At 53.8% G+C, this 25,360-nt stretch carries 32 protein-coding genes and 2 pseudogenes; 15 read left to right on the top strand and 19 right to left on the bottom strand.

Annotated elements, in window-relative coordinates; translation table 11 throughout:
- Positions 1-29: 29 nt before the first annotated feature.
- The 6 genes and pseudogenes from QEN31_RS24290 to QEN31_RS24265 form a co-directional block, all read right to left on the bottom strand.
- Positions 30-1,523 (bottom strand): IS91-like element ISCR2 family transposase, encoded by a 1,494-nt coding sequence (locus QEN31_RS24290; protein WP_001120888.1) that lies wholly within the window; start codon positions 1,521-1,523, stop codon positions 30-32.
- Between the two features lie 210 nt (positions 1,524-1,733).
- The gene (locus tag QEN31_RS24285; RefSeq protein ID WP_000743213.1) at positions 1,734-1,958 is read right to left on the bottom strand and encodes a hypothetical protein; all 225 of its coding nucleotides are present in this window, start codon (positions 1,956-1,958) and stop codon (positions 1,734-1,736) included.
- Positions 1,955-2,692: a recombinase family protein gene (locus tag QEN31_RS24280; protein ID WP_001446887.1), complete on the bottom strand. Its 738-nt coding sequence runs from the start codon at positions 2,690-2,692 to the stop codon at positions 1,955-1,957. The genes QEN31_RS24285 and QEN31_RS24280 overlap by 4 nt, the downstream gene beginning before the upstream one ends.
- Positions 2,693-3,177: 485 nt before the next feature.
- Positions 3,178-3,318 (bottom strand): hypothetical protein, encoded by a 141-nt coding sequence (locus tag QEN31_RS24275; protein WP_001044210.1) that lies wholly within the window; start codon positions 3,316-3,318, stop codon positions 3,178-3,180.
- 5 nt (positions 3,319-3,323) lie between these two features.
- Entirely contained in the window at positions 3,324-4,028 is a 705-nt protein-coding gene (locus QEN31_RS24270) for an IS6-like element IS26 family transposase (protein ID WP_001067855.1), read from the bottom strand.
- 61 nt (positions 4,029-4,089) lie between these two features.
- Positions 4,090-4,179 (bottom strand): annotated as a pseudogene (locus QEN31_RS24265) (TnsA endonuclease N-terminal domain-containing protein); the annotation flags it as partial.
- A gap of 754 nt (positions 4,180-4,933) precedes the next feature.
- On the opposite strand from QEN31_RS24265, the gene QEN31_RS24260 reads away from it, so the two are divergent.
- Positions 4,934-5,314 (top strand): hypothetical protein, encoded by a 381-nt coding sequence (locus QEN31_RS24260; RefSeq protein ID WP_001371925.1) that lies wholly within the window; start codon positions 4,934-4,936, stop codon positions 5,312-5,314.
- 413 nt (positions 5,315-5,727) lie between these two features.
- On the opposite strand, the gene QEN31_RS24255 is transcribed toward QEN31_RS24260, so the two are convergent.
- Positions 5,728-6,935, bottom strand: a protein-coding gene (locus tag QEN31_RS24255) for an IS3 family transposase (protein WP_087776199.1) whose coding sequence is annotated in 2 segments (ribosomal slippage) — positions 5,728-6,614 and positions 6,614-6,935 — 1,209 coding nt in all. Because the reading frame shifts where the segments join, the coding sequence is not laid out codon by codon here.
- Between the two features lie 513 nt (positions 6,936-7,448).
- On the opposite strand from QEN31_RS24255, the gene QEN31_RS24250 reads away from it, so the two are divergent.
- From QEN31_RS24250 to QEN31_RS24235, 4 genes are all read left to right on the top strand, one after another.
- Positions 7,449-7,904, top strand: a complete 456-nt coding sequence (locus tag QEN31_RS24250) for a hypothetical protein (RefSeq protein WP_000916941.1) — start codon at positions 7,449-7,451, stop codon at positions 7,902-7,904.
- Positions 7,876-8,181 carry a hypothetical protein gene (locus tag QEN31_RS24245; RefSeq protein WP_223152485.1) on the top strand — a complete coding sequence of 102 codons (306 nt, stop codon included), beginning with the start codon at positions 7,876-7,878 and terminating at the stop codon, positions 8,179-8,181. The genes QEN31_RS24250 and QEN31_RS24245 overlap by 29 nt, the downstream gene beginning before the upstream one ends.
- 25 nt (positions 8,182-8,206) lie before the next feature.
- Entirely contained in the window at positions 8,207-8,500 is a 294-nt protein-coding gene (locus QEN31_RS24240; protein WP_001100635.1) for a hypothetical protein, read from the top strand.
- A gap of 177 nt (positions 8,501-8,677) precedes the next feature.
- A complete protein-coding gene (locus QEN31_RS24235; RefSeq protein ID WP_001287391.1) occupies positions 8,678-9,082 on the top strand; it encodes an H-NS family histone-like protein in 405 nt (134 codons plus the stop codon).
- 606 nt (positions 9,083-9,688) lie between these two features.
- Here QEN31_RS24235 and QEN31_RS24230 read toward each other — a convergent pair.
- From QEN31_RS24230 to QEN31_RS24215, 4 genes are all read right to left on the bottom strand, one after another.
- Positions 9,689-10,546 (bottom strand): HNH endonuclease signature motif containing protein, encoded by an 858-nt coding sequence (locus QEN31_RS24230; protein ID WP_000784387.1) that lies wholly within the window; start codon positions 10,544-10,546, stop codon positions 9,689-9,691.
- A gap of 15 nt (positions 10,547-10,561) precedes the next feature.
- Entirely contained in the window at positions 10,562-10,870 is a 309-nt protein-coding gene (locus QEN31_RS24225) for a hypothetical protein (RefSeq protein ID WP_001224686.1), read from the bottom strand.
- Between the two features lie 548 nt (positions 10,871-11,418).
- Positions 11,419-11,844 carry a hypothetical protein gene (locus QEN31_RS24220; protein WP_000278471.1) on the bottom strand — a complete coding sequence of 142 codons (426 nt, stop codon included), beginning with the start codon at positions 11,842-11,844 and terminating at the stop codon, positions 11,419-11,421.
- Between the two features lie 252 nt (positions 11,845-12,096).
- Complete coding sequence (locus QEN31_RS24215) at positions 12,097-12,297, bottom strand: hypothetical protein (protein ID WP_065945227.1); 201 nt, start codon at positions 12,295-12,297, stop codon at positions 12,097-12,099.
- 33 nt (positions 12,298-12,330) lie between these two features.
- Here QEN31_RS24215 and QEN31_RS24210 point away from each other — a divergent pair, with 33 nt between their 5' ends.
- Positions 12,331-12,489, top strand: a complete 159-nt coding sequence (locus QEN31_RS24210; protein WP_223230173.1) for a hypothetical protein — start codon at positions 12,331-12,333, stop codon at positions 12,487-12,489.
- Positions 12,490-12,521: 32 nt separating this feature from the next.
- Here QEN31_RS24210 and merR read toward each other — a convergent pair whose 3' ends face one another.
- Positions 12,522-12,977 carry an Hg(II)-responsive transcriptional regulator gene (gene merR / locus QEN31_RS24205; RefSeq protein ID WP_001166628.1) on the bottom strand — a complete coding sequence of 152 codons (456 nt, stop codon included), beginning with the start codon at positions 12,975-12,977 and terminating at the stop codon, positions 12,522-12,524.
- Positions 12,978-13,048: 71 nt separating this feature from the next.
- Here merR and merT point away from each other — a divergent pair, with 71 nt between their 5' ends.
- From merT to QEN31_RS24170, 7 genes and pseudogenes are all read left to right on the top strand, one after another.
- Positions 13,049-13,444, top strand: a complete 396-nt coding sequence (gene merT / locus QEN31_RS24200; protein WP_001294653.1) for a mercuric ion transporter MerT — start codon at positions 13,049-13,051, stop codon at positions 13,442-13,444.
- A 15-nt stretch (positions 13,445-13,459) separates the two neighbouring features.
- A complete protein-coding gene (gene merP, locus QEN31_RS24195) occupies positions 13,460-13,735 on the top strand; it encodes a mercury resistance system periplasmic binding protein MerP (protein WP_000732275.1) in 276 nt (91 codons plus the stop codon).
- Between the two features lie 27 nt (positions 13,736-13,762).
- On the top strand, positions 13,763-14,188 hold the full coding sequence (merC, locus tag QEN31_RS24190) for an organomercurial transporter MerC (protein ID WP_000522996.1): 426 nt from the start codon (positions 13,763-13,765) through the stop codon (positions 14,186-14,188).
- Positions 14,189-14,226: 38 nt separating this feature from the next.
- Positions 14,227-15,912 (top strand): mercury(II) reductase, encoded by a 1,686-nt coding sequence (gene merA / locus QEN31_RS24185; protein WP_000209297.1) that lies wholly within the window; start codon positions 14,227-14,229, stop codon positions 15,910-15,912.
- A gap of 17 nt (positions 15,913-15,929) precedes the next feature.
- Positions 15,930-16,295, top strand: coding sequence for a mercury resistance co-regulator MerD (gene merD, locus QEN31_RS24180; protein ID WP_001277466.1), 366 nt, complete (start codon positions 15,930-15,932; stop codon positions 16,293-16,295).
- Complete coding sequence (merE, locus tag QEN31_RS24175; RefSeq protein ID WP_001087807.1) at positions 16,292-16,528, top strand: broad-spectrum mercury transporter MerE; 237 nt, start codon at positions 16,292-16,294, stop codon at positions 16,526-16,528. Before merD ends, merE begins: the two co-directional genes overlap by 4 nt.
- Positions 16,529-16,578: 50 nt before the next feature.
- Positions 16,579-16,806: pseudogene (locus tag QEN31_RS24170) on the top strand (DUF3330 domain-containing protein); the annotation flags it as partial.
- Between the two features lie 8 nt (positions 16,807-16,814).
- Here QEN31_RS24170 and lspA read toward each other — a convergent pair.
- Together lspA and QEN31_RS24160 are read right to left on the bottom strand one after the other, a co-directional pair.
- Complete coding sequence (gene lspA, locus QEN31_RS24165; protein WP_000118563.1) at positions 16,815-17,891, bottom strand: signal peptidase II; 1,077 nt, start codon at positions 17,889-17,891, stop codon at positions 16,815-16,817.
- On the bottom strand, positions 17,888-20,293 hold the full coding sequence (locus tag QEN31_RS24160; protein ID WP_001287661.1) for a heavy metal translocating P-type ATPase: 2,406 nt from the start codon (positions 20,291-20,293) through the stop codon (positions 17,888-17,890). The genes lspA and QEN31_RS24160 overlap by 4 nt, the downstream gene beginning before the upstream one ends.
- Positions 20,294-20,378: 85 nt before the next feature.
- Between QEN31_RS24160 and cadR the strand changes: the two genes are divergently transcribed.
- Entirely contained in the window at positions 20,379-20,813 is a 435-nt protein-coding gene (gene cadR / locus QEN31_RS24155) for a Cd(II)/Pb(II)-responsive transcriptional regulator (RefSeq protein ID WP_000405672.1), read from the top strand.
- Positions 20,814-20,903: 90 nt separating this feature from the next.
- Complete coding sequence (locus QEN31_RS24150; protein WP_000427623.1) at positions 20,904-21,908, top strand: IS110-like element IS4321 family transposase; 1,005 nt, start codon at positions 20,904-20,906, stop codon at positions 21,906-21,908.
- 181 nt (positions 21,909-22,089) lie between these two features.
- Here the strand turns inward: QEN31_RS24150 and QEN31_RS24145 are convergent, their stop codons facing one another.
- The 5 genes from QEN31_RS24145 to QEN31_RS24125 all read right to left on the bottom strand — a co-directional run bounded on the left by QEN31_RS24145 (position 22,090) and on the right by QEN31_RS24125 (position 25,028).
- Positions 22,090-22,614 (bottom strand): hypothetical protein, encoded by a 525-nt coding sequence (locus QEN31_RS24145; RefSeq protein WP_001805097.1) that lies wholly within the window; start codon positions 22,612-22,614, stop codon positions 22,090-22,092.
- 12 nt (positions 22,615-22,626) lie between these two features.
- A complete protein-coding gene (locus QEN31_RS24140; protein WP_000985909.1) occupies positions 22,627-23,037 on the bottom strand; it encodes a hypothetical protein in 411 nt (136 codons plus the stop codon).
- A 100-nt stretch (positions 23,038-23,137) separates the two neighbouring features.
- Positions 23,138-23,344: a hypothetical protein gene (locus tag QEN31_RS24135; RefSeq protein ID WP_000134171.1), complete on the bottom strand. Its 207-nt coding sequence runs from the start codon at positions 23,342-23,344 to the stop codon at positions 23,138-23,140.
- Positions 23,345-23,404: 60 nt separating this feature from the next.
- The gene (locus tag QEN31_RS24130) at positions 23,405-24,730 is read right to left on the bottom strand and encodes a type II toxin-antitoxin system HipA family toxin (protein ID WP_000088044.1); all 1,326 of its coding nucleotides are present in this window, start codon (positions 24,728-24,730) and stop codon (positions 23,405-23,407) included.
- Between the two features lie 4 nt (positions 24,731-24,734).
- Positions 24,735-25,028 (bottom strand): helix-turn-helix transcriptional regulator, encoded by a 294-nt coding sequence (locus QEN31_RS24125; protein WP_012477377.1) that lies wholly within the window; start codon positions 25,026-25,028, stop codon positions 24,735-24,737.
- Between the last annotated feature and the right edge of the window lie 332 nt (positions 25,029-25,360).

Below are 25,360 nucleotides of genomic sequence, written 5' to 3'. Positions count from 1 at the left end.
TTGATTGGTATCGTTGGCCTTCAGGCTCGTCAGTCAAACAGACCCAGGAGCAGCTCAGCCGGTGGCGCCCGGCTTTCGGGTAACGCCCTGGTCCCGCTGGTTTCGGCTTTGTGCTTCAGGTGATCAAGGATCTGCTTGATCACTATAGGGTCTTCAATGCAGGCGATGACTTTCATGGCGCCGCCGCAGCCGCTGCAGGTCTCGATGTCGATATTGAAAACACGCTTGAGCCGTTGCGCCCATGTCATCGACGCTCGCCGTTGTGCTGGTGTTGCCGGTTCATCAGCCACCCTGACCTTGTTGCCCCTGCCCCGTTTTGCCGGCGTGACCAACGCCCGGTGCCGACTGTTGGGTGCGAACACCCCGTGGAAGCGGGTTAGGTTGACTCTGGGCTTCGGTACCAGGGCGGCCAGCCTTGCAATGAAATCCAATGGTTCGAAAATGACGTGCGTGGTGCCGTCCCGGTACGGCGTCTTGAGCTGGTAGCGCACGTTGCCGCCTCGTGTTAACGACAGCCGCTTCTCGGATACCGCCGGGCGGCTGATGTACCGGCACAGCCGTTCGAGCTTCTTGCGTTCATCGGCCCTGGCCGCCACGCCGGCGTGCAGGCTGGACCCGGCTACCTTGCCAATCCCGTCACCGAACGGATCACCACTGGTCGGCAGAGTTTGCAAAGTGAACACCTTTCGCCCCGCCTGTGAACCGACAGCGATACGGTAAGTGATCGAGTGCCCCAGCAGGGGTGTCATCGGGTCGTCATCCACCGCATCCGAGGCCAGATAGCTGTTTTCGACATCCCGTTCCAGCAGGCCTTGCCGTTCCAGATAGCGACCCACCCGGTGGGCGATGGTGTGCGTCAGCTGGGTGAGCTCTGGGCTGGTCGGCGCCTTGACCCAGCGGAAACGCGCTGAGCCGTGGGATTGCTCGACATACACACCGTCGAGAAACAGCATGTGGAAGTGAACATTCAGATTGAGCGCCGATCCAAAACGCTGGATCAGGGTGACCGCGCCCGTCTTGGCCACTTGGTGGGTATGGCCCGCTTTCTTGACCAGGTGCGTGGCAATGACGCGGTAAACGATGCCCAGCACCCACCCCATGATCTCGGGCCGGCTGGCAAACAGGAAACGCAGCTGAAACGGGAAGCTCAACACCCACTGACGCATGGGTTGTTCAGGCAGTACTTCATCAACCAGCAAGGCGGCACTTTCGGCCATCCGCCGCGCCCCACAGCTCGGGCAGAAACCGCGACGCTTACAGCTGAAAGCGACCAGGTGCTCGGCGTGGCAAGACTCGCAGCGAACCCGTAGAAAGCCATGCTCCAGCCGCCCGCATTGGAGAAATTCTTCAAATTCCCGTTGCACATAGCCCGGCAATTCCTTTCCCTGCTCTGCCATAAGCGCAGCGAATGCCGGGTAATACTCGTCAACGATCTGATAGAGAAGGGTTTGCTCGGGTCGGTGGCTCTGGTAACGACCAGTATCCCGATCCCGGCTGGCCGTCCTGGCCGCCACATGAGGCATGTTCCGCGTCCTTGCAATACTGTGTTTACATACAGTCTATCGCTTAGCGGAAAGTTCTTTTACCCTCAGCCGAAATGCCTGCCGTTGCTAGACATTGCCAGCCAGTGCCCGTCACTCCCACTCGATTGTAAACAAGCACACAAAACCCTTTAGTGACAACAATTTGCAAGAACTATCAGGCTCAGTGCCATGAAAAATACCATGACCAGATCATGAGGTTGAACACGGCTTGCGCCGGCAGCGTTCACGCTCCTGGTCGGCGATCTCGCCCGGCTGCAATGCTAGCTCAGCATCGGTCATGCGCTCCAGCACGTCGCGTAGGCGGATGGTGCAAGGAATGGGCGGCAGCTCGAACTCATAGCCGCCGGCGATCATTTCGGCCGCAATCTCCTCGGTGATGAAAAACGGCTCGTCGTCTTGGTTCGGCTTCTTCATGCCCTTTCCTCCTGGCGCTCATCCTGGCCGACAGCGGCCAGGGCATCGGCTTCCGTCAATGCGTCCTCCACGAACGCGCCGTGCTGCTTCGCTTCGGCCTGGCTGACCTCGGCCCATATCCGTTTCACCTGGGCCGCACTGTACCCGGCCAGCTCGGCGGTCTTGTTGATGCTGTAGCCGGACTTGCGCAGCGCGACAACTTGGGCGCGGCGCTTCGGATCAGCACGGCGGCCCTTGTACCGCCCGGCCTGGCGGGCCAACTCAATGCCTTGGCGCTGGCGTTCGCGCCTGTCCTCGTAGTCGTCGCGGGCCATCTGCAAGGCCAGGCGAAAAAGCATGATCTGCACGGCTTCCAGCACGATCTTGGCGACGCCCTGGGCCTCGGCCGCCAGGTCGGATAGATCGACCACGCCAGGGACGGCCAGGCTTGCGCCTTTGGCCTGTATCGAGGCCACCAGGCGCTCGGCCTCGGGCAAAGGTAGGCGGCTGATGCGGTCGATCTTCTCGGCAATGACCACCTCGCCGGGCTGTAGGTCGCCGATCATGCGCAGCAGCTCAGGCCGGTCGGCGCGTGCGCCGGATGCCTTCTCACGGTAGATGCCGGCGACGTAGTAGCCGGCGGCCTTCGCGGCCGTAGTGATCGCCTCTTGGCGTTCCAAGTCCTGCGCGTCGGTGCTGACGCGCAGATAGACCCGCGCCACCATCGGCGCGGCTACTGGCTTCGTCCTGCGCATACTTGCGGGCTCCTTTGGGCATACGCAAAGTGTCCGGTCATGCTACCCCCGGCCAAAAAGGCCGTCATGCGATTTATCTTGGCCGGGTCGTTATTGGCGGGTCTAAATGGCCGCTCCGTGGATCTCATCGCCAGAAATGGCGATGCGAGATCCAGGGCAGGGCGGCCGCCATCGTCAGACCTGGCGATGGTCGACGCCGGCGCGCATCGTCGGATGTGGCGATGCGAGCTCGAGGTCGGTGGCCACCGCCGGCGACCTGGTGCCATCGTCGGCAATGGCGATGCTGCAGCTCGACGTGCGCGGCCTGGTCGTCTCGGCATCGTCGGATGCGGCGATGCTCGAGCGAGGCGAAAAAAAACCGCCTCGGGGTGTCCGAGGCGGCAAGTCTGCATGCGGTTCAGGGAGGAAGAAACCGCGCCGGCGATCAGGGAGGAAAACCGCGCGGCCTGATGTGCAGCTCGGCCACTTTAGCCGGATTTTTCGACTTATCCGATGCGAGCGGCCCGCCGTGGGCGCTGCTCGATCTGCTGTTGCTTTTTCTCGACGTGCTTCTGCTCCTGGTGCTGCTGCTCGTCGCGCGGCACTGTTGCAAAGTTAGCGATGAGGCAGCCTTTTGTCTTATTCAAAGGCCTTACATTTCAAAAACTCTGCTTACCAGGCGCATTTCGCCCAGGGGATCACCATAATAAAATGCTGAGGCCTGGCCTTTGCGTAGTGCACGCATCACCTCAATACCTTTGATGGTGGCGTAAGCCGTCTTCATGGATTTAAATCCCAGCGTGGCGCCGATTATCCGTTTCAGTTTGCCATGATCGCATTCAATCACGTTGTTCCGGTACTTAATCTGTCGGTGTTCAACGTCAGACGGGCACCGGCCTTCGCGTTTGAGCAGAGCAAGCGCGCGACCATAGGCGGGCGCTTTATCCGTGTTGATGAATCGCGGGATCTGCCACTTCTTCACGTTGTTGAGGATTTTACCCAGAAACCGGTATGCAGCTTTGCTGTTACGACGGGAGGAGAGATAAAAATCGACAGTGCGGCCCCGGCTGTCGACGGCCCGGTACAGATACGCCCAGCGGCCATTGACCTTCACGTAGGTTTCATCCATGTGCCACGGGCAAAGATCGGAAGGGTTACGCCAGTACCAGCGCAGCCGTTTTTCCATTTCAGGCGCATAACGCTGAACCCAGCGGTAAATCGTGGAGTGATCGACATTCACTCCGCGTTCAGCCAGCATCTCCTGCAGCTCACGGTAACTGATGCCGTATTTGCAGTACCAGCGTACGGCCCACAGAATGATGTCACGCTGAAAATGCCGGCCTTTGAATGGGTTCATGTGCAGCTCCATCAGCAAAAGGGGATGATAAGTTTATCACCACCGACTATTTGCAACAGTGCCGATAACTTTGGCCATAGCCCACTCCTATGCCGTCACCTAGCGCATTTTCATAATCCAAATAGGATTTGAGACGCCTACCCCTACCCATGATCGTACCCAAAAAACGACATTGATACGTACCTATATGTGCATTTTATAGTCTCCAACCCTATAACCACACATTCAGTAAGCATACAACATTAGCGTCGTTTTTTGAGAATGGTTACAACTTTAGTGCTTTGTGTACAACTTTATTGTCTTCGGACAGTAGGACCCTCTAAAACCAATAGAATTTACGTAGAAACGCGTTTAGTAAAGGCTTTACTAATTACTAATGACTAACATATTAGCACTTTCAGATCTGTCAGCAATAACCCCGGGCGGCGAAATAATGAGAAGAGTTCTTCCGGAGAGCCTTTTCTTTCTATCTGATTGATTTTTAACACTTTTAAATGTCAGCTTTATGTAAACCTGTGGGATTTACTCCTAATTAAATCCCATAGTATGAAAATTAGGCATTTGCAAACCTTAATGACGTGACGTTGTCACGTAAATCAATGGAATTTAGTCTCTAGTAAAGAGTTAACTAGTGACTAACTGCCTGATCGGTGTGCTTGAACGGTGCACTTCAGGCCGGATATAAAAATTGATGAGAGATATACAGAAAATGATGGACCGGCTTAATAAGCCAGCCTTTCTTGGGATGATTGATGATGTTGAACACGCTATAAAGCGAAAATGCCCCTTTTTAACCTATAGGTTGGGCACTATGAGTAAGATACAATCAAATCGCCAGTCAGATGGCTAATTTCATTTTGACCAAAGCGGGCTATTTCAAGCGTTATCGCTGAGACGAGGCTTCAATGACAAGTACACTTGACCCATCACACAAGCAAATTGAAATGTGGCGCAGAGCTACCGGTTCCGAAGGTGGACTCAACGAATACCGCAACTGGGTTCTGGAAAATAGTATGAGATTTACAGCATACGGTATCCATACCGTTATCGTCGAAGGTGAGGCGAAGCATATAACAGCGCTTGATGATGTTACCCTCTGTAACGAGTGGGCGAAGCTTAAAAGAGAAAACAATAGGCTTTACGCAGCAAATGAAAAAATTTGCTCTGGCTGGCGTGGTTTTGTGTTGCGTTTGTTAGGAATAACACTGTCATGCAGAAAACCGGTCATCTTACTGGGGGCAGACGCGAAGAATCAAAATGATGCCGTGAAAGGGGCTGATTTGTAATTTTCAGGCGAGCCCACCGTTCTTAGAAAGCTGTTCTATGGGTATGTAAGGAAGATAATGTTCTCTGAACGCTCAGTACACTTAATCACTTCCTGTACAAAGGGCAAGAATCATCAGGGCCACGTCTGGCCGACATTGGACATAGATCCAAAACAAACCCCGGACGACGCAGCATATGCCTGGAGTAACATTGTAGACGACGCCAGAAGTAATCAGGCGGTACCGGCATTGTCCTTGTATTCAGGTAATCACTGGTCTACGGCAAAGGAAATTTTAAACTCAACCAGAAATCTGGAGTTGTGGATAATCTCTGCCGGGATGGGGTTTTTAAATAGTCGAGATCGGGTGCCCTCTTACGAGGCGACATTTCATCAAGTGATCTTGACCCGCCATTTCCGGACAGCTTTTGTATCTTAAGTTAACGATGCCCGCTGCCGCCGGTATTCTCTCGGAGAGTGATATCCCAGCGCACTATGCGGGTGATTTTCATTGTAATGCGTGAACGCCGCTGCAAGGTTTCGCAGGGCTGTTCTCACATCCGGTTTCGGCATGAACGCGATATAGTCTTCCTTCATCGTCTTCACGAACCGTTCGGCCATGCCATTGCTCTGCGGGCTGCTCACCGCTGTTGTACATGGCTCCAGATTCAGCTCTTTGGCGAACCTCCGCGTTTCATGCGCGGTATATGCTGAACCGTTGTCCGTCAGCCACTGCACCGCTGTGTCGGGCAGCCTGTCGCCGAAGCGCTTTTCCACCGACCTCAGCATCACATCCTGCACGGTCGAACTGTCATAGCCTCCCGTGCTTGCTGCCCAGTCTATGGCCTCACGGTCGCAGCAGTCCAGCGCGAACGTTACCCGCAGTTTTTCGCCGTTGTCGCAGCCGAACTCGAAGCCATCTGAACACCAGCGCATATCGCTTTCTGCCACCGCTATCTTGCCCTTATGTTCACGCTTCGGTCGCTCTGGTTTGTGATGCAACAACAACAGGTTATGCTCGCTCATTATCCTGTAAAGCCGTTTGGCATTCACAGGTGGCTGTCCCTCTGTGCGACGTTGCTTGCGCAGGATGCCCCACACGCGTCGATAACCATAACTCGGCATATCGCTGATAATGTTGAGGATAGCCGACAGTATTTCTGCGTCTGCTTCTTCATTACGCCGGTTACAGCGCCTGTCCTGCCAGTCGGCAGAACGGTTAATCCGCAGTGACAGTTGCGCACGCGACACGCCCATGGTCCGGCTGACCATGGCTATTCCCCGTCCTTTGGCAACAAGGGCGCGTGCGCTATCCATTTTCGCGACTGACCGTACTCCACGGCTTCTTTCAGGATCTCAACTTCCATCGTCTTCTTGCCCAGAAGGCGCTGAAGCTCCCGGACCTGCTTCAGAGCAGCAGTAAGCTCAGAAGCAGGAACGACTTCCTCTCCAGCCGCAACGGCGGTGAGGCTGCCTTCCTGATATTGCTTCTTCCACTTAAACAGCAGGCTGGGCTGGATACCATGCAGGCGGGCGACATGGGAGACATTCATACCCGGCTCCATCGTCTGCTGGATAATGGCGATCTTCTCCTGAGGAGTTTTACGTTTACGGACTTCTTGCCCTAACAGGATCCCGGTCATCTCAAAATTGGTGTTAGTGTTAGACATATATTCAAGCCTATCTCTTATCTGGAGATACAGCTACTGTCTGGTGTTTCAGGGGGCTACATCAGCGACATTTCATCAAGTACCATTCAGGCATGATCTCTGGTGGAAAGCCATCACAAAATCACTAGGAAAGCATAACCGTTGCGCAACTATAAGCCAGTTAATGCAGTCCAGTCCGAATGATGAATATTTGATTGCGGCTTCGCCTGTTTATATTGCTGCTGTCCAGAATGACATCCTGAAGGGCATTGAGAGTTTGACTCATCCTCTTACGCAACTAACGATCGTGACATCAGGGGCATATGCTGGCCCACTTGAAGAATACTTAATTAAGAGTTCTTCTAGGATGATGAAAGAGCTAGAGTGCAATATGGTGTGCCTGAATATAAAACTGGCTCAATACATACTTAAAAGTGGTAGTCGTTAGAACTAGACTGTTAATGATACAATTCTCCTGTTATTTTATTTTTATAAAAGGTCTCAAATATGCTCAAAAACAGATTTTCTTTATTGTGTCTTGCTGTGGCATCGTCACTTACTCTTACTGCTTGCGATGTAGTTGATGCTGCCTATGACGAGACTTTAAATGATAATGCACCCGAAATTGTAATAGCTGGAGGATTCAAAATTGATATCCAAGGTAATGCAGTTCCGGTTGAGGGATATGATAATTGCTCTTTGAATACTCTTCAGGGAAGCGTTGATACGGATAAATCAAATTGTATTGTTCTGGATAGAACACGTAAAAAAGTACCGGTTCTAGTTCATTTGTCATCCGGTCCCGTCAAAGAAGAATGGAAGATCGAGCACCAGGTTGAAAAAACCAAATCCGGCAAAAATTTCATCCAAACTCGTATGATTAGACCTGACGGTAACTTTGTAGTGCCTGCATCCTCAGAACGAGGGATCTTTAGTGGCAAACATTACAGTCAAGCCAGCTAAGTCAAGTCTATCCGTTCAAACAGAAAAAGGTTTCTTAAAAATGACGTTATCCGCTGCATTGCAAGGCACTTTTAAAGAGATGAGGAAAGACAATACAGTAGGCATCACAGTTCAAACTTGTTCAGATATTTTTGACAGCAATGTTCCTCCGGCTTATGTTTTCTGGCTTTATCGTCTCAAAGCGGGAGAAACTTTGCCGCGCGGAAGGTTCTTCAGAAAAAGAAAGCCAATCATCAATGTTATGGCAGTTGTTCATGATGCTGCATTCGAAAAATAACTGCGCTATCAGGAAAGTTACTTTTATGAACGTAATTGCAGCTGGAATTTTTTGCTTTATTTTTTACCCTACAGCTTTCGCTTATGCTTGTTATAAAAAGAGATGGCTAGAGTGGATTTTTCTTACTTTAATTATAATTTTTGCTTCTGCCATTTCGATTCAACAATACAATGAAGCGAATTTTGTAAGTGAGTTAAATTACCCTATGTTTATCTCCGCCATATATGGCCTGTCACTGGCATGGTTTCCTTTTCCGATTGCTTATGTTGTTCTGCGCTTCCTTCTTGATGATTTACAGCATGAGTACCCTAAACAGTGAGCAGATTTTAAGACTCATGAACAACATCGAAAGCACGAAACAGTCTGCACAAGGAAGATAAGGAGTATTCTTAGCAAGATATCTTTGTACCTGAAGACATAAAGCTGGCATCTTTTTCCTTATAGAGTGTATTATGATTAAGTAAATCCTTATCAAAGAATTAGAAAGTGAGGTCGTATGTCTGAAGCACTCAAATCGTTAAACAATATTCGTACTCTTCGCGCCCAGGGCCGCGAGCTGCCTTTAGAAGTACTTGAGGAAATCCTCGAAAAGCTTAATGTCATTGTTGATGAGCGTCGTCAGGAAGAATCATCCAAAGCTGCCGAACTGCAAGCTCGTCAGGAGAAACTTGACGCCCTGCGTAAGTTAATGGAAGAAGATGGTATCAACCCGGAAGAGCTGCTTGGCTCATTCCAGGCCAAATCTACGGCTACCAAGAAAAGCCGTGAACCACGCCCGGCCAAATACTCATTTACTGATGAAAATGGCGAAACAAAAACGTGGACTGGACAGGGCCGTACCCCCAAAGCTCTGGCAGAACAAATTGCAGCCGGTAAAAGTCTTGATGATTTCCTGATCTAACTTTTGCCACCAGTTTTGATAGAGGCCACTTCGGTGGCCTTTTCTCATACGGAATCAATTTCAGGTACAGAACATATGAAAAATTCAGAACCTAAGAGCTGTGATCCCTATGTGGACAGTTTGATTAGAAATGCAGATGCAAAGGAAGCCAGGTCATTTCTCAAAATATTGAAGCCCTTACCATTCCTTATCGTTATCATCGCTGTATTCTTTTTTTGGGTATCGTTTTCCCGTTTATTATCCCAGGTCGCGTAAAACCTTTTTAAAGACTCTTCTTTACCAGATATGCTCCCTCACCGGGATGGTTTCAACCTCTTCAGTTTCCCATATTGGCAAAACCTTCAGGAAATAAGACGATACCCTCCACGCTTTCCATTAAAGCGGGATGACGACGCCCAGTTCTTACGACCAGACTCCACGTTTTCGATTAGGATGCCTTTGGGCCCTTCTAACGAGGCCACCTCAACAACTCGCACTTTCCGGATCAGTCTTGGATCCACTTCTTCCCAGATCTGGCCAACTGTAATATCTTTTTGGGTTTGCATTTAATCTCTCGCTGTCATTTAGTGAACAAGACTAATCCTCGCCGTGGTTCAGCTTATGGCTTTATTTACGCTGACGATCCTTAGCCTTAAATTTTTGCCATCGTATCCGAAGGTTTTCGATGTTAACCGGAACCTGCATGCGTGTCGTCTCTATCTCATTCCCATGCCATTTCAGGAGATCATCATCCAACTCCCGGGCCTCCCGGCTGAAGTAAATTTTCATAGTGTCAGGGTTTATGGCGCAATGGTCATTGTCGAACAGTGTATGGATATCACGGCGAAGTAAAATTCCGTTCGTTACGTCGGGAATGCCTTCTTCATGACGTGGCGTTAAGTGCGCGGCCTCAGTACGCCAGGGGGACCTTACGCCGGTGACAACACATCGCCCGTAGCAATTCAACCTAACATCCCGGGCGAAAGGACCTTGGTCAGGACTGGTGACAGAAGTACATTCCTGGCCCTCTTTGTAGATACGCTTCGGGAAGTCGATAGTGGTTTGAGCTGTTTGGGAAAGTGACACATACGTAACCCCTTTGTATCTCTTTATCCCACCATTAAAAGTGGTAGGAATCGAGCTGGTTATGGCCACCAGTTTCACATCGCCCATTTCGACGATCTTAAGGCTCTTATTAGCGGCTACATGTAACTGGATGAATTTACCTACGTACACATCATGGTTCTCATCTTGTCTTTCAACACACAGAACGACATGGTCGAAGGTTCTCTTGTCAGAGATTACCCAGTTGCCGGTTTTCACACGGCCTGCTTCACTCACCCCTGCGGTAAGATCGGGTATGAGCGTCCCCTGCATGCCGTCAGTTCGAATTGAAAGAATTTCACCCGATAAACCCAGCTCTGCAAGCTCACTAATAAACGGTCTTTTCATCCGGCTTACCGGTTTTGGCTTCGTCATTTTCATCTTTGCTGTAACACCTCAGTACCCCATTGCTCGTTCCTGGCGGGACAGCCGTTCATCAGCAGCCTGAAGACGCTCATCACGCCGCCGTGCTGCCAGAACCCGTCGTTCTGAAAAAGACATAGCCGCTACGTTTGGTACGCTGAGCTTACCGTCACCGGCACAAACGTCACAGCGAACATCAAATGCTCCGGCAAAATACTTTTCACGCATTTCTGGCTCCCACTCAGCCATTTCTGATTGGGTGAATCCATTTTCAAAGGCCGGGTTTTCCATGGTCCCGTGGCCTTCGCACTGGTGACAGATTATGTACTTAAATTTGCGCATGTAACGCTCCTGTATATGATGGATGAACCACTCTCGTTCAGGGTTATGGCGAAATGTTTATCGCCGCAGCGAGAGATTCAGTCTTGCTATCAATATTCCTGAAGGTTGTCCGCCTGATTTCAGGGAAAGCATTCATTCACTGGCCGGTTCTACCTTATTATTCATACAGATTAAAGTAGTTGTGCCTACTACTGCGGTCACCTTCCTTGACAAAGTAAGCAAAGTTTGAAAAATTTAACACCGACGAAAGGCCATACCTTCGTTAGTGTGCGAAAGCCGCTTGCGAGCGACGGAATAGGTGAAAGCTTTAGTCAGGGTTAATTACCCTGTCTGCGGTGATGGGATGGCTCAGGCGTATATCATCACTCCTTCCAAAGTCCGTACACACTCTTTCAGCCTTTGCAGAAATGCAGGGGCTGTTTCATATCAGACAAGCGCAATGAAATTTTCAAATGCTTTCCAGAAATTCAAAGGCCTTAAGCTTTATCTGTATCTTACGGTCCCCGCACGGAAAGTAACTTTCCTGAACAGGAACCGCCTTGCCAGCCTTAACTTTCTAAACGGTTAAAGTTACACCAGGCTGTAAATGGTGAAACAGTTTTTGAAGCCCATGAAACACCGCTGTCGGAAAGATAACTAGCCCCAAGACGTCTAACTTCTTTTTGATGTAGAGCTAATTCTTTCGGATCGGCAATATCTTCCACCACGCTCATCATGGCAATCTGAACTCCGGGAGATGCCATTTTATAAGCTGTCGAGCTTGCAACTGAATTTTTCAGGATTGCCAATCTTTCTTTTTCTGGTCGCCCGTTGTCAGACGTATTCGCGTACGTTGTACCCGCAACTAACAATGGAAGACTGGCGTTGGCACAGAACTGCATAACGCGTTTTTGCTGGAGCTGTAATTCAGTGGCTGCAAATGCTTTACTGCATCCGAGGATCCCGATAATCATCACTAATGCTGTTTTATACATAAAATTGAAACCGTCCTTATTGAACTTTAAATGTTGCGGTTAACACTGTGTGGAGATGTATGGACTGGATAATACCCACATGCCTGCGCCTGCCAGTATACCGGCTCAGGTATTAAACCTAAGAGATCTGGTGCACCGGATTTTACCTTTTCATTTCGGTTTTATCTTGAGCCTGGCTCTTGAGTTTAAATTTAAAGGTATGGCGCATGCAGGTTTCACTGACGGGTTTTCACACATCCCGGCTGTAACCCATCATTGTTCATGAGCCAGGCCCTGGTATCCTGCCCAGCGTACGGCCAGCCGCTCTAAGTCCAGATCGTACACCAGCGGTGTGATTTTACGGCCTTCAAACAGCTCGCCCAGCTCAATGCCTGGCTTAAAATGAACGGTCAGGGTGGCCGGATCTATGCCCATAAGATCGGCATCAAACAGAGCATGCATTGTTGGAGTCATCAGGATGCCATTAGACGGATTGTACCGGGTTCCATGTTCAATGTGTGCCGCATCCAGGACACCGCCATTAACCCAACCGGTTACCGCACAACGGCCCGCGAAATTCTCGATGAGCAGAGCTTTAAATTTACCCTGTGCCACGCCACTACGTTGCGTCACTACGCGCTCGCAGTGCTCACCCTGGATATCTAGGGGTCGTCTCAGAATTCGGAAAATAAAGCACGCTAAGGCGTAGTCACCCCGTGACTCCCCCGCGCCGATGCAGCGAGCTTCGTTCCGTCTTGCAGTGACGCAATCAGCGGGCAGGAAACGTTCCCTTTCCGCGCATGGCAGGCGCACACCAGTTCAGACAGCACGGCCTCCATGCGTGCCAAGTCGGCCATCTTCTCGCGCACATCCTTGAGCTTGTGCTCGGCCAGGCCGCTGGCTTCCTCGCAATGGGTGCCATCCTCCAGCCGCAGTAGCTCGGCGATTTCGTCCAGGCTAAAGCCCAGCCGCTGGGCCGATTTCACGAACCGCACTCGTGTTACATCCGCCTCGCCATAGCGGCGAATGCTGCCATAGGGCTTGTCTGGCTCCGGCAGCAGGCCCTTGCGCTGGTAGAACCGGATGGTCTCCACATTGACCCCGGCCGCCTTGGCAAAAACGCCAATGGTCAGATTCTCAAAATTAATTTGCATATCGCTTGACTCCGTACATAACTACGGAAGTAAGCTTAAGCTATCCAAACCAAATTTGAAAGGACAAGCGTATGTCTGAACCACAAAAGTCTGAACCACAAAAGTCTGAACCACAAAAGTCTGAACCACAAAACGGGCGCGGCGCGCTCTTCGCCGGTGGGCTGGCCGCCATTCTTGCGTCGGCCTGCTGCCTGGGGCCGCTGGTTTTGATCGCCTTGGGGTTCAGCGGGGCATGGATCGGCAACCTGACGGTGCTGGAACCCTATCGCCCGATCTTCATCGGCGCAGCGCTGGTCGCGCTGTTTTTCGCCTGGCGGCGCATCTACCGCCCGGCGCAAGCCTGCAAACCGGGTGAGGTCTGCGCGATTCCCCAAGTGCGAGCTACTTACAAGCTCATTTTCTGGATCGTGGCCGCGCTGGTCCTGGTCTCGCTCGGATTTCCCTACGTCATGCCATTTTTCTATTAATCACAGGAGTTCATCATGAAAAAACTGTTTGCCGCCCTCGCCCTCGCTGCCGTTGTTGCCCCCGTGTGGGCCGCCACCCAGACCGTCACGCTGTCCGTGCCTGGCATGACCTGCGCCTCTTGCCCGATCACTGTCAAGCACGCGCTTTCCAAGGTTGAGGGCGTGAGCAAGACCGACGTAAGTTTCGACAAGCGCCAGGCCGTCGTCACCTTCGACGATGCCAAGACCAACGTCCAGAAGTTGACCAAGGCGACCGAGGACGCGGGCTATCCGTCCAGCCTCAAACGCTGATCCGTTAACCGAACTCGGGAGCGACACATGGGACTCATCACGCGCATCGCTGGCAAAACCGGCGCGCTCGGCAGCGTCGTTTCCGCGATGGGCTGCGCCGCCTGTTTTCCTGCCATCGCCAGCTTTGGCGCGGCCATCGGACTGGGCTTCTTGAGCCAGTACGAGGGGCTATTCATTGGCATCCTGCTGCCGATGTTCGCCGGCATCGCGTTACTCGCCAATGCTATCGCTTGGCTCAATCATCGACAGTGGCGACGCACGGCGCTCGGCACGATAGGCCCGATCTTGGTGCTGGCAGCGGTGTTTTTAATGCGGGCTTACGGCTGGCAGAGCGGTGGACTGCTCTATGTCGGCCTGGCCTTGATGGTTGGGGTGTCGGTCTGGGATTTCATCTCGCCAGCACATCGCCGCTGCGGGCCGGACAGCTGTGAATTGCCAGAACAACGTGGCTGACGGCAACAGCCGTAGCCACCACAGAAAAGGAAAAATACATGACCACCCTGAAAATCACCGGGATGACCTGCGACTCGTGCGCGGCTCACGTCAAGGAAGCCTTGGAGAAAGTGCCCGGCGTGCAATCGGCGCTGGTGTCCTATCCGAAGGGCACAGCGCAACTCGCCATTGAGGCGGGCACGTCATCGGATGCGCTGACTACCGCCGTGGCCGGACTGGGCTACGAGGCAACGCTTGCCGATGCGCCACCGACGGACAACCGCGCCGGCCTGCTCGACAAGATGCGCGGCTGGATAGGGGCCGCTGATAAGCCCAGTGGCAACGAAAGCCCGTTGCAGGTCGTCGTCATTGGTAGCGGTGGAGCCGCGATGGCGGCAGCACTGAAGGCCGTCGAGCAAGGCGCGCAGGTCACGCTGATTGAGCGCGGCACCATCGGCGGCACCTGCGTCAACGTCGGTTGTGTGCCGTCCAAGATCATGATCCGCGCCGCCCACATCGCCCATCTGCGCCGGGAAAGCCCATTCGACGGCGGCATGCCACCCACACCGCCGACGATCTTGCGCGAGCGGCTGCTGGCCCAGCAGCAGGCCCGTGTCGAAGAACTCCGTCATGCCAAGTACGAAGGCATCCTGGACGGCAATTCAGCCATCACCGTTCTGCACGGTGAAGCGCGTTTCAAGGACGACCAGAGCCTTATCGTTAGTTTGAACGAGGGTGGCGAGCGCGTCGTGATGTTCGACCGCTGCCTGGTCGCCACGGGTGCCAGCCCGGCGGTCCCGCCGATTCCGGGCTTGAAAGAGTCACCCTACTGGACTTCCACCGAGGCCCTGGCGAGCGACACCATTCCCGAACGCCTTGCCGTAATCGGCTCGTCGGTGGTGGCGCTGGAGCTGGCGCAAGCCTTTGCCCGGCTGGGCAGCAAGGTCACGGCCCTGGCGCGCAATACCTTGTTCTTCCGTGAAGACCCGGCCATCGGCGAGGCGGTGACAGCCGCTTTCCGTGCCGAGGGCATCGAGGTGCTGGAGCACACGCAAGCCAGCCAGGTCGCCCATATGGACGGTGAATTCGTGCTGACCACCACGCACGGTGAATTGCGCGCCGACAAGCTGCTGGTCGCCACCGGCCGGACACCGAACACGCGCAGCCTGGCATTGGAAGCGGCGGGGGTAGCCGTCAATGCGCAGGGGGCCATCGTCATCGACAAGGGCATGCGCACCAGTAGCCCGAACATCTACGCGGCCGGCGACTGCACCGACCAGCCGCAGTTCGTCTATGTGGCGGCAGCGGCCGGCACTCGTGCGGCGATCAACATGACTGGCGGCGATGCGGCCCTGGACCTGACCGCAATGCCGGCCGTGGTGTTCACCGACCCGCAGGTCGCCACCGTGGGCTACAGCGAGGCGGAAGCACATCACGACGGGATCGAGACCGACAGTCGCCTGCTAACACTGGATAACGTGCCGCGTGCGCTTGCCAACTTCGACACACGCGGCTTCATCAAGCTGGTCATCGAGGAAGGTAGCGGACGGCTCATCGGCGTGCAAGCGGTGGCCCCGGAAGCGGGTGAACTGATCCAGACGGCGGTGCTCGCCATTCGCAACCGTATGACCGTGCAGGAACTGGCCGACCAATTGTTCCCCTACCTGACCATGGTCGAAGGGCTGAAGCTCGCGGCGCAGACCTTCAGCAAGGACGTGAAGCAGCTTTCGTGCTGCGCCGGATGAGGAAAAGGAGGTGTTCAATGAGCGCCTACACAGTGTCCCGGCTGGCCCTTGATGCCGGGGTGAGCGTGCATATCGTGCGCGACTACCTGCTGCGCGGATTGCTACGGCCGGTCGCGTACACCACGGGCGGCTACGGCTTGTTCGATGACACCGCGTTGCAACGGCTGCGCTTTGTACGGGCTGCCTTCGAAGCGGGTATCGGCCTGGACGCACTGGCGCGGCTGTGCCGGGCGCTGGATGCTGCGGACGGTGACGGTGCGTCTGCGCAGCTTGCCGTGTTGCGGCAACTCGTCGAGCGTCGGCGCGAGGCCCTGGCCAGCCTCGAAATGCAACTGGCCGCCATGCCAACCGAACCGGCACAGCACGCGGAGAGTCTGCCATGAACAGCCCAGAGCACTTGCCGTCTGAGACGCACAAACCGATCACCGGCTACTTGTGGGGCGCGCTGGCCGTGCTCACCTGTCCCTGCCATTTGCCGATTCTCGCCATTGTGCTAGCCGGCACGACGGCCGGCGCGTTCATCGGGGAGCACTGGGGTATTGCAGCCCTCACGCTGACCGGCTTGTTTGTCCTGTCTGTGACGCGGCTGCTGCGGGCCTTCAAGGGAAGATCATGACCGCTTCCCAGCCAGCCGAGAGTGGGCAGCTTTGAGCTTCGCTACCAATCTGGAGGAGTACCACCATGAACGCAAACGCCCCGAACACTGCCAGTTGCACCACCTGCTGCGTATGCTGCAAAGAAATTCCGCTCGATGCCGCCTTCACCCCGGAAGGCGCGGAATACGTCGAACATTTCTGCGGGCTGGATTGCTATGAACGCTTCCAGGCACGCGCCAAGGCCGCGACAGAATCTGACATTGCGCCTGTCCCTGGCGGTTCGCAGCCGTCAGATTGAGGCATAGCTTAACCGGACACCTCGGCCTCTGTGCCTTTACTGCTTTTCGGTACAACCGTCAAGAACAGGCAGAGCGCTCCGATAGTTATCGCCACATCAGCGAGGTTGAAGGCGGGCCAGTGCGCAAGTCGCCAATGGAAGTCAAGGAAATCAACAACCTGTCCACGCAGCACACGATCCGCGACATTGCCCAGCGCACCGCCGAGGATCAGGCTGTAGCCCATCGCTTCGAGACGTGGCCGTTGCTGGCACAGCATGCGCCCCAGCCAAGCAGAAACAGCCAGACCCAGCGTGATGAAAAAGTAACGTTGCCAGCCACCAGCGTTCGCCAAAAAGCTGAATGCCGCACCCGGATTCAGGACATGAACGAGGTTGAAAAACGGGGTGATTTCGACTTGCTCACCGTAGGCAAACGTGCGGATGATGGCGAACTTCGTGAGCTGATCGGTCATGACAGCACTGGCGGCCACGGTGAACCAGACCCAAGCCGATGTGCGGCGGGCCGATTGCCACACAGGGGCGGCCAACGGCAGCAACCACCCGGCGAGTGCCGTGCAGCTCCATCCCAGCGTCCACCCCGCCAACACATCGGCCGGAAAGTGCATTCCGGCCGCGATGCGCGACCAGCCGACCAATGTGGCGTACAGCATTAAACTGAGACGACCACGGCGGCCCATCAAAGGCCAGAGCGCACCGACCACCATCGCGGCATAGGTGGCATGCCCGCTGGGCAGGCTGTAGTGAAGCTCTTTGTCCCCGATGACGCGCGCCAGGTCGCCAAGGACGGCAGGCGGGCGTGGAAAGTCGAACCATAGCTTCAAGGCGGTGGCGACCAATAACGCCAGCAAGAAGGCCGCGCTAAAACCAATAAGGCGATGCCGAACGGCCGTACCACGCGCCGGGTTTGTAGCCGATTTCGACCACCACCACAGACCCAACAGCATCAGCGGCGCTGTCCAGTAACTTCCCACGAGGCCAAAGAACCATGCCAGTGGTTTCAGCGTGGCGGGCGTGCCTGTGTTGATGGCTTGAAACAACGCGATGTTCAGGCCACCCCAGTCATAGAGAAAGAGTTTCCAGCTCATCGGCGCAACAACCTCAAGCCGTTGCCGACAACAAGCAAGCTGGCACCCATATCGGCGAACACAGCCATCCACATGGTCGCGTGACCCGTGAAGGTGAGCACCAAAAATACCGCCTTGATGCCAAGGGCCAGCACAATGTTTTGCATCAGCACCTGTGCTGTCGCACGCGACAGGCGCACGAAGGTCGGAATCTTGCGCAGGTCATCGTCCATCAGGGCCACGTCGGCGGTTTCAATAGCGGTATCTGTGCCCGCCGCTCCCATTGCAAAGCCAATGTCCGCACGCGCCAAGGCCGGTGCGTCGTTGATGCCATCACCGACCATGCCAACCTTGCCGTTTCTGGACAATTGCTCCACTTCGCGCAGTTTGTCGTCGGGCAGTTGGTTGCCTTGCGCGCGGTCAATGCCGGCTTGTGCGGCGATGGCCTGTGCCGTGTGGGGGTTATCGCCGGTCAACATCACGGTGTTGATGCCCAGAGCATGCAGCTCGGCGATGGCTCTCTTGCTGCTGTCCTTGATGGTGTCCGCAACGGCGAATAAGCCATGTACCCCTTTTGCGCCCACCAGCATCACGACGGTCTTGCCAGCGGTTTCCAGCGCAGCGATGCGCTGCTCCAGCTCTGGTGTGCACTGCCCCAGCTCTTCGAGCATCCGGTGGTTGCCCAGATGGTAGGTCGCACCGTTGATTTGGCCTTGCACACCCCGACCGGGCAGCGCGTTGAATTCGGCCACGTCGAGCAAGGCAACCCCGTCCGTCTGCGCGGCCTGTGCCACCGCCTTGGATACAGGATGGTCCGAGCGGGCCGCCAGACTGGCAGCGATGCTGCGGCTGTCCGAGGCGAGTGCATTGCCCCATGTGACAAAGTCGGTCTGTGCGGGCTTGCCGTGCGTGATCGTGCCGGTCTTGTCCAGAGCCAGCCAGCGCAGCTTGCGGCCTTCTTCCAGATAGACGCCACCTTTGATGAGAATGCCGTGGCGGGCGGCGGCGGCCAGGCCGCTGACGATGCTGACCGGTGTAGAGATCACCAGTGCGCACGGGCAGGCGACCACCAGCAGAACCAATGCACGGTAGATCCAGTCGAGCCATGCCGCACCCATGAACAGCGGCGGCAACAACGCGACGGCGATGGCAACGCCGAATACAACGGGGGTGTACCAGCGGGCGAACTGATCGACAAAACGCTGAGTCGGCGCACGACTACCTTGCGCAGCCTCTACCGCGTGAATGATCCGGGCCAAAGTGGAGTTGTTGGCCAAGGCGGTGACGCGGTACTCGAACGAGCCGGATTCGTTGATCGTGCCAGCGAACACCGAATCACCGGGGGATTTTTCGACCGGGAGGCTTTCACCCGTGATCGGGGCTTGGTTGACGGCAGAGCGGCCTTCCAGCACCTCACCATCAAGGGCGATGCGCTCACCTGGTTTGACCCGGACGCGGGCGCCGATGGTGATTTGCTTGGCGCCCACCTCGCGCCATGTGCCGTCAGCCTGCTGTACCGTGGCCTGTTCCGGGGTCAGGTCGAGCAGGCCACGGATAGCGTTACGAGCGCGATCCAGCGATTTGGCTTCGATTACCTCGGCCAGCGCGAACAGTACCATCACCATTGCCGCTTCGGGCCAGTGGCCGATCAACATGGCACCCGTGACCGCAATCGACATGAGGGCGTTCATGTTGAGATTACGGTTCTTGAGCGCGATCCACCCCTTCTTGTAGGTGGAGAGGCCACCCGTGAAGACCGCGACAAGCGCCAGAACGACAACCGACCAGTGATTGCCGTTGTGGAGCCAGTAGACCGCCTCGGCCGCCGATGCAGTGACCAAGGAGATGCCCAGCGGCCACCAGTTGGTCGGCGTGGTCACAGGGGCGGCGGATGGAGATGCGACCTCTGCCGTGTCCACGACCTGCGCCTCGAATCCAAGCGCTTGCAGTGCCACGAGCACGTCTGGCAGAACCTGGTTCGCATGGCGTACCGACAGCGTGCGCTGCATCAGGTTGAAATCGAGATCAGCAACACCGGCCACGGTGCCGAGCTTGTTGCGGATCAACGTCTCTTCGGTCGGGCAATCCATCTTGGCAATGGACAGCTTGGTCGTCTGCTCGGCCGACGCCTGATCCATGCGCACAGCTTGCATGCCGATGGCCTTCAGCGCCTGCTCGACGGGAGACAACGAAGGCAATTCGTGTCGCACGGTCAAGGTACGTTGCATCAGGTTGAATTCAAGACCCGCCACCCCCGCCAGACCGGCCAGTTTGCTTCGGATCAGCGCCTCTTCGGTCGGGCAATCCATGTTCTCGATGCGGTACACCGCTTGAGCCGATCCGGTTGCCAGCGGGGCCGGTGCCGTGGGTTGGATGATCGGCTCAGTCGTGCAGCCACACCCCTTTGAAGCGCATTCGCTCATGAGTAACTCCTGAAAATCTTCTATTCAGCCTCCATTAAAATCTCTATAGTCACTATAGAGTCAAGTGATAATTGGAGATTGATGCATGGAAATCAGAATTGGCGACCTCGCCAAGCGCTCTGGGTGCGAGGTCGTGACCATCCGCTACTACGAGAAGGAAGGGCTACTGCCAAAGCCAGCGCGAAGCGGTGGCAACTTTCGGTTGTACGGTGAGGCGCACATTGAGCGCTTGCAATTCATCCGTCATTGCCGTTCGCTCGACATGACGTTGAGCGAGATTCGCGCATTGCTGGGTCTGCGAGACAACCCGATGCAGGACTGTGGGGAGGTCATCACGCTGCTGGAGGCCCATATTCAACAGGTGGAAATGCGTGTGTCCGCGCTGTTGCAGTTAAAACGGCACTTGGTTGATTTGCGCGAGAAGTGTTCTGGCTCTCGATCTGTAGAGGCGTGCGGCATTTTGCAAGGGTTGGGCAATTGCCATGGTGAAAGTGCCACGAACAGTCAAACATCTGGGTAAGTAAGGGCTTAGCGTGCTTTATTTAATGAGATGGTCACTCCCTCCTTCCCGGTACTATGCTGAGGACAGGCTTTCATTCGGAGAACTATCATGGAAAACATTGCGCTCATTGGTATCGATCTGGGTAAAAACTCTTTCCATATTCATTGCCAGGATCGTCGCGGGAAGGCTGTTTACCGTAAAAAATTTACCCGGCCAAAGTTGATCGAATTTTTGGCGACATGCCCCGCTACAACCATCGCAATGGAAGCCTGTGGCGGTTCTCACTTTATGGCACGCAAGTTGGAAGAGTTGGGGCATTCCCCAAAGCTGATATCACCACAATTTGTCCGCCCGTTCGTTAAAAGCAATAAAAACGACTTTGTCGACGCCGAAGCTATTTGTGAAGCTGCATCGCGTCCGTCTATGCGTTTTGTGCAGCCCAGAACGGAATCTCAGCAGGCAATGCGGGCTCTGCATCGTGTCCGTGAATCCCTGGTTCAGGATAAGGTAAAAACAACCAATCAAATGCATGCTTTTCTGCTGGAATTTGGCATTAGCGTTCCCCGAGGAGCTGCCGTTATTAGCCGACTGAGTACCATTCTTGAGGATAATAGTTTGCCTCTTTACCTCAGCCAGTTATTGCTGAAATTACAACAGCATTATCACTATCTTGTTGAGCAGATTAAAGATTTGGAATCCCAGTTGAAACGAAAGTTGGACGAAGATGAGGTTGGACAGCGCTTGCTGAGCATTCCCTGCGTCGGAACACTGACAGCGAGTACTATTTCAACTGAGATTGGCGACGGGAAGCAGTACGCCAGCAGCCGTGACTTTGCGGCGGCAACAGGGCTTGTACCTCGGCAGTACAGCACGGGAGGTAGGACGACATTGCTGGGAATTAGTAAGCGAGGTAATAAAAAGATCCGAACTTTGTTGGTTCAATGTGCCAGGGTATTCATACAAAAACTGGAACACCAGTCTGGCAAATTGGCCGATTGGGTCAGGGATTTACTGTGCCGGAAAAGCAACTTTGTCGTCACTTGTGCTCTGGCAAACAAGCTGGCCAGAATAGCCTGGGCCCTAACGGCACGACAGCAAACTTATGTAGCATAACGGCAGAAATACACCGGTTTAAAGAATTACTGATCTGGTTTTGCGAATACTGATATTGATGATACTAACGGCCCACCGGCCTGTTGAGGAACCTGTAAAACGGAAAGGCTCATTGAAGCCGTATATTTTCTGGAGGTTCATCAGGCGCGGAACTCATCAAGGCGCGGGAATAAAATCCCATTCAGACGCCGGATAGATTCAAGCAAGCCAACTTGTCGTCAAAATCGGTGTTGCAAAAACGGGAGTGACCATAGATTCCGTTTTCTGAGACGACCCCATCTACGTCAGGTTTCCGCTTTGGTTCGCTGGTGGCCGTCTCAGCTTGTTTTAGGGTGGAACGTGGATAGGCCAGGTTATATGCTGCGCCTGTGGTCATTTGCTCGATGACCGCAGGTGCATAACCTTCTGCTTCCAGCTTACGATATGCAGCCCGGTAGTCTCTTTGGGTTTTCAGCGGGTATATCTTTCCGCCTTTACCATCGAAAGCGATAAACCAGAAATCGTCCGTGCCAGTTTCCAGATTTCTGCAACGTTTCAGATGCCATCCGCCTTCTCTCGCCCAGATGGTACGGTTATTTCTGGCATTCGTTTTGTCATAACCGTTCTCGTCAAGCCAGCTATCAAAGCTGGTCAGCCCCAGATCCTGAACCTCCAGAGAAGGCACTCGAATGACCTGCAAGGTATGGCGGGGTCTTGGCTCTCTCATCTTGATCTCTTCCTAGCGCTGGTCTGGGAAATACGGATATTGCGGGCCATATTCATAGTCATGCGGGCCTGGCTCAACTTCCCAGAATGGACGGCCGCTAATTGTCTTTGGACCGCGCTCGTTTACGATGTCTTCTACATCCTGAATATTAAATGGCATCGTTGCCAGTAACAGCTGATCTTCGGGTGTCAGCGTCACAGTTGCACCGTCGATACGGCTGTAAAGGTCGGCAAACTGTTTACCTGCACCGTGCAACCGGTGCTCCGCTACACTTCTGATTGCGTGTAAGTCCAGCTCCGCCGCTTCCATGCGATCCACGTATAGTTTCATTTCTTTACGCAAAGCGCTCAGCTCACGGGCTTTAATAAACCCGCAGGCGTACCCACCCAGGGCGATAACTGCAATGATTGCTAAAATTGCCATTTTTTTCTCTCACGTGATTGCGGCCGTTACTCTAGTCTTAATGTGAAGTCTGGGAATTCGCTGGATGTTAAGTACGTTTTCATCCCCAGACTGACAGATGCTAAGGCGCGATCCCAACACTCCATTTGTAAGTATCAGGCCCATCTTCTCCGCTGGTGGCATCTGCTACAATCTGTGCATAACGTTCTCCAGCAAGTTCTCTTACCATCTGATCCACGACCCATTGCAGATGATGCATTTCATCGGTTCCGCCGTAACGACAAGCCAACTCAATAGCCCGCTCTATTCTTTTTTGTTCTTCAGTCATACTGAATCCTCACGCTTACATCAGCTATTCTGAAAACATGCACACTATAAATTGCGGCTGTCATTTCTCAGCCAGGCGCCTGCATTGCTGCCTCATTCCATCAAAAATACTTTCCGCAAGCTGCTGGGGGAACTGGTCCGGAAGAAGCCCGCTAACACGTTCAATGACACCCGGGGTTCTGGCGATGATTTCCTCTATCATCGCCTCTGTCTGCTGTTTACTCAGGCCGGTTATCTCACCATGCCTGATCCAGTGGCGTCGTTGTATTCGATATATCTGGTAATAGTTGCTACTGCCACGTACGGCCATCGCCAGTTTGCACTTCTGCCAGGATATCTGATTGTTCCCATGACCGATCACCGGCCATGCCGACAACACATCATAGAGTGGTGTAAGGTGATAACGTCCCTGTGGCCCAATAGAAATACTGAAATTTTTAGCGTGGCCATCTGTTGCGGCCATCATCCAGAAAACTATCTGCGTCATAAAAAACTGCGCTTTGTCACGCTCAGCACGGTCTGAATTACTCAGAACTTCCATAATTTCCGATATACCTGGCCCGCCGTCCGCCTGATATTTTCGTAATGGCGAAATGCCCAGGGCCTGACACATATCCTCCTGGGGTAAACGAATGATCCATTGTCCGTTTCCTGACCATTTTCGGTCAAAACGTTCTACCACCAGCGCTTTCTGATCTTCAAAGTGAGCAATCTGCGTTCTTGCCACGGGGAGCCCGTACTGTTCGAGAAGTACCGAGCAGAGCCATTCATTTTCAACCGACGAGCGCATGTCGGCTTTCATGTTCCCCACAAGTCCGAGCGGTAGCTTGAATATATGCGTCGTTGGTGTATTACCCTCCGGCATACACCACCGATCTTCATGCCACAGTAGGGCTGTTTTCTCCTGAGCACCGGCAATAGATAAACGTAAGTCGTCGTTATCTTCTGGCCTGCCCGGTAGCAATGTCTCCGTGGTATTACGCAAAGTTGCCGCAATTTCTGATTCAGTAAGCGGGTGATACTTCACGGAATATAAATCTGTGGGTTCATCTCCGTCATGAAGCAGCTGTATCGCGCCCACGCAGTCTTTTCCCAGCTCCGTCAGAAGATCAAAAGGCTCCAGGCTATCGGCCTTGTAACGCATTGCCAGACGTCTGCGTATGCCTTCGCTGTCCGGGAGTAAATTATCAAAATAGTCACGTACCACATTTCCACGCCAGACCTGGTTCCCGGGAGTAAAAGGAAGGGACAATGACAGCGGCCTTCCCTGTTCGTCTGCACTCCAGTCAGGAAGGTATTGTAAGCTGTCTACCCCTTTACTTTTTTCCCAGTATCCGACTTTGATTCCGTTCATCCAGATTGCCAGACGCTGCTGTTTCCGGCTCATATCGTTACCATTTCTCCTGTCGTGCAGGTGAGTTTGATTTAAGCATTTCTTCCGTCTGCTTCCCCTCTGAAGAGGCGGTTGTCGAGGAGAAGCTGATTTTTACGCCCAGGATAGAAAACACCTTGAATAGCCGTTCAATGCTCGCACTGGCAGGGTTGGCTTCCAGACGTGAGTATGTCTGTTGAGTGACCCCTAACCTTTCGGACAGGTCTTTTTGCGTCAGGCCATTCGCCTTGCGAAAACCAATGAGCAAGGGACGCAACTGGTTGAGCGTGTTTAACGGGTAATCATTATTGATCATAAGCTGGCCTCAGTAGTTCCTCTGATACACCTTGTACGCTGTTTTCTAAACATACACCCTAAAAGCTGTAATATCAAATTAACAGCCTAAAAGCTGTTAAATAGAGAGTACAACCTTTAGGCTGTTACTAAGTGGCAGCATAAATCTTTATGAGGTTTGATATGAGAGAACTATCAATAATAAGCCGTTACGCTCGTACAGCATCCGGTAAGAGAGCTGACAGATCAGGATCATCGGTAAACGAGAAGCGGAGTATCTTATGGCCCTGTTGTGAGCTGTATAAATAACTACGAGCTACTCTCTGCCTCGGGGAGGAGGCAGAGAGAGTA

The organism is Salmonella sp. SA15303 (assembly GCF_029962125.1).
GTDB classification, from domain to species: Bacteria; Pseudomonadota; Gammaproteobacteria; order Enterobacterales; family Enterobacteriaceae; genus Salmonella; species Salmonella enterica.
This window is presented reverse-complemented; position numbering and strand designations above follow the sequence as displayed.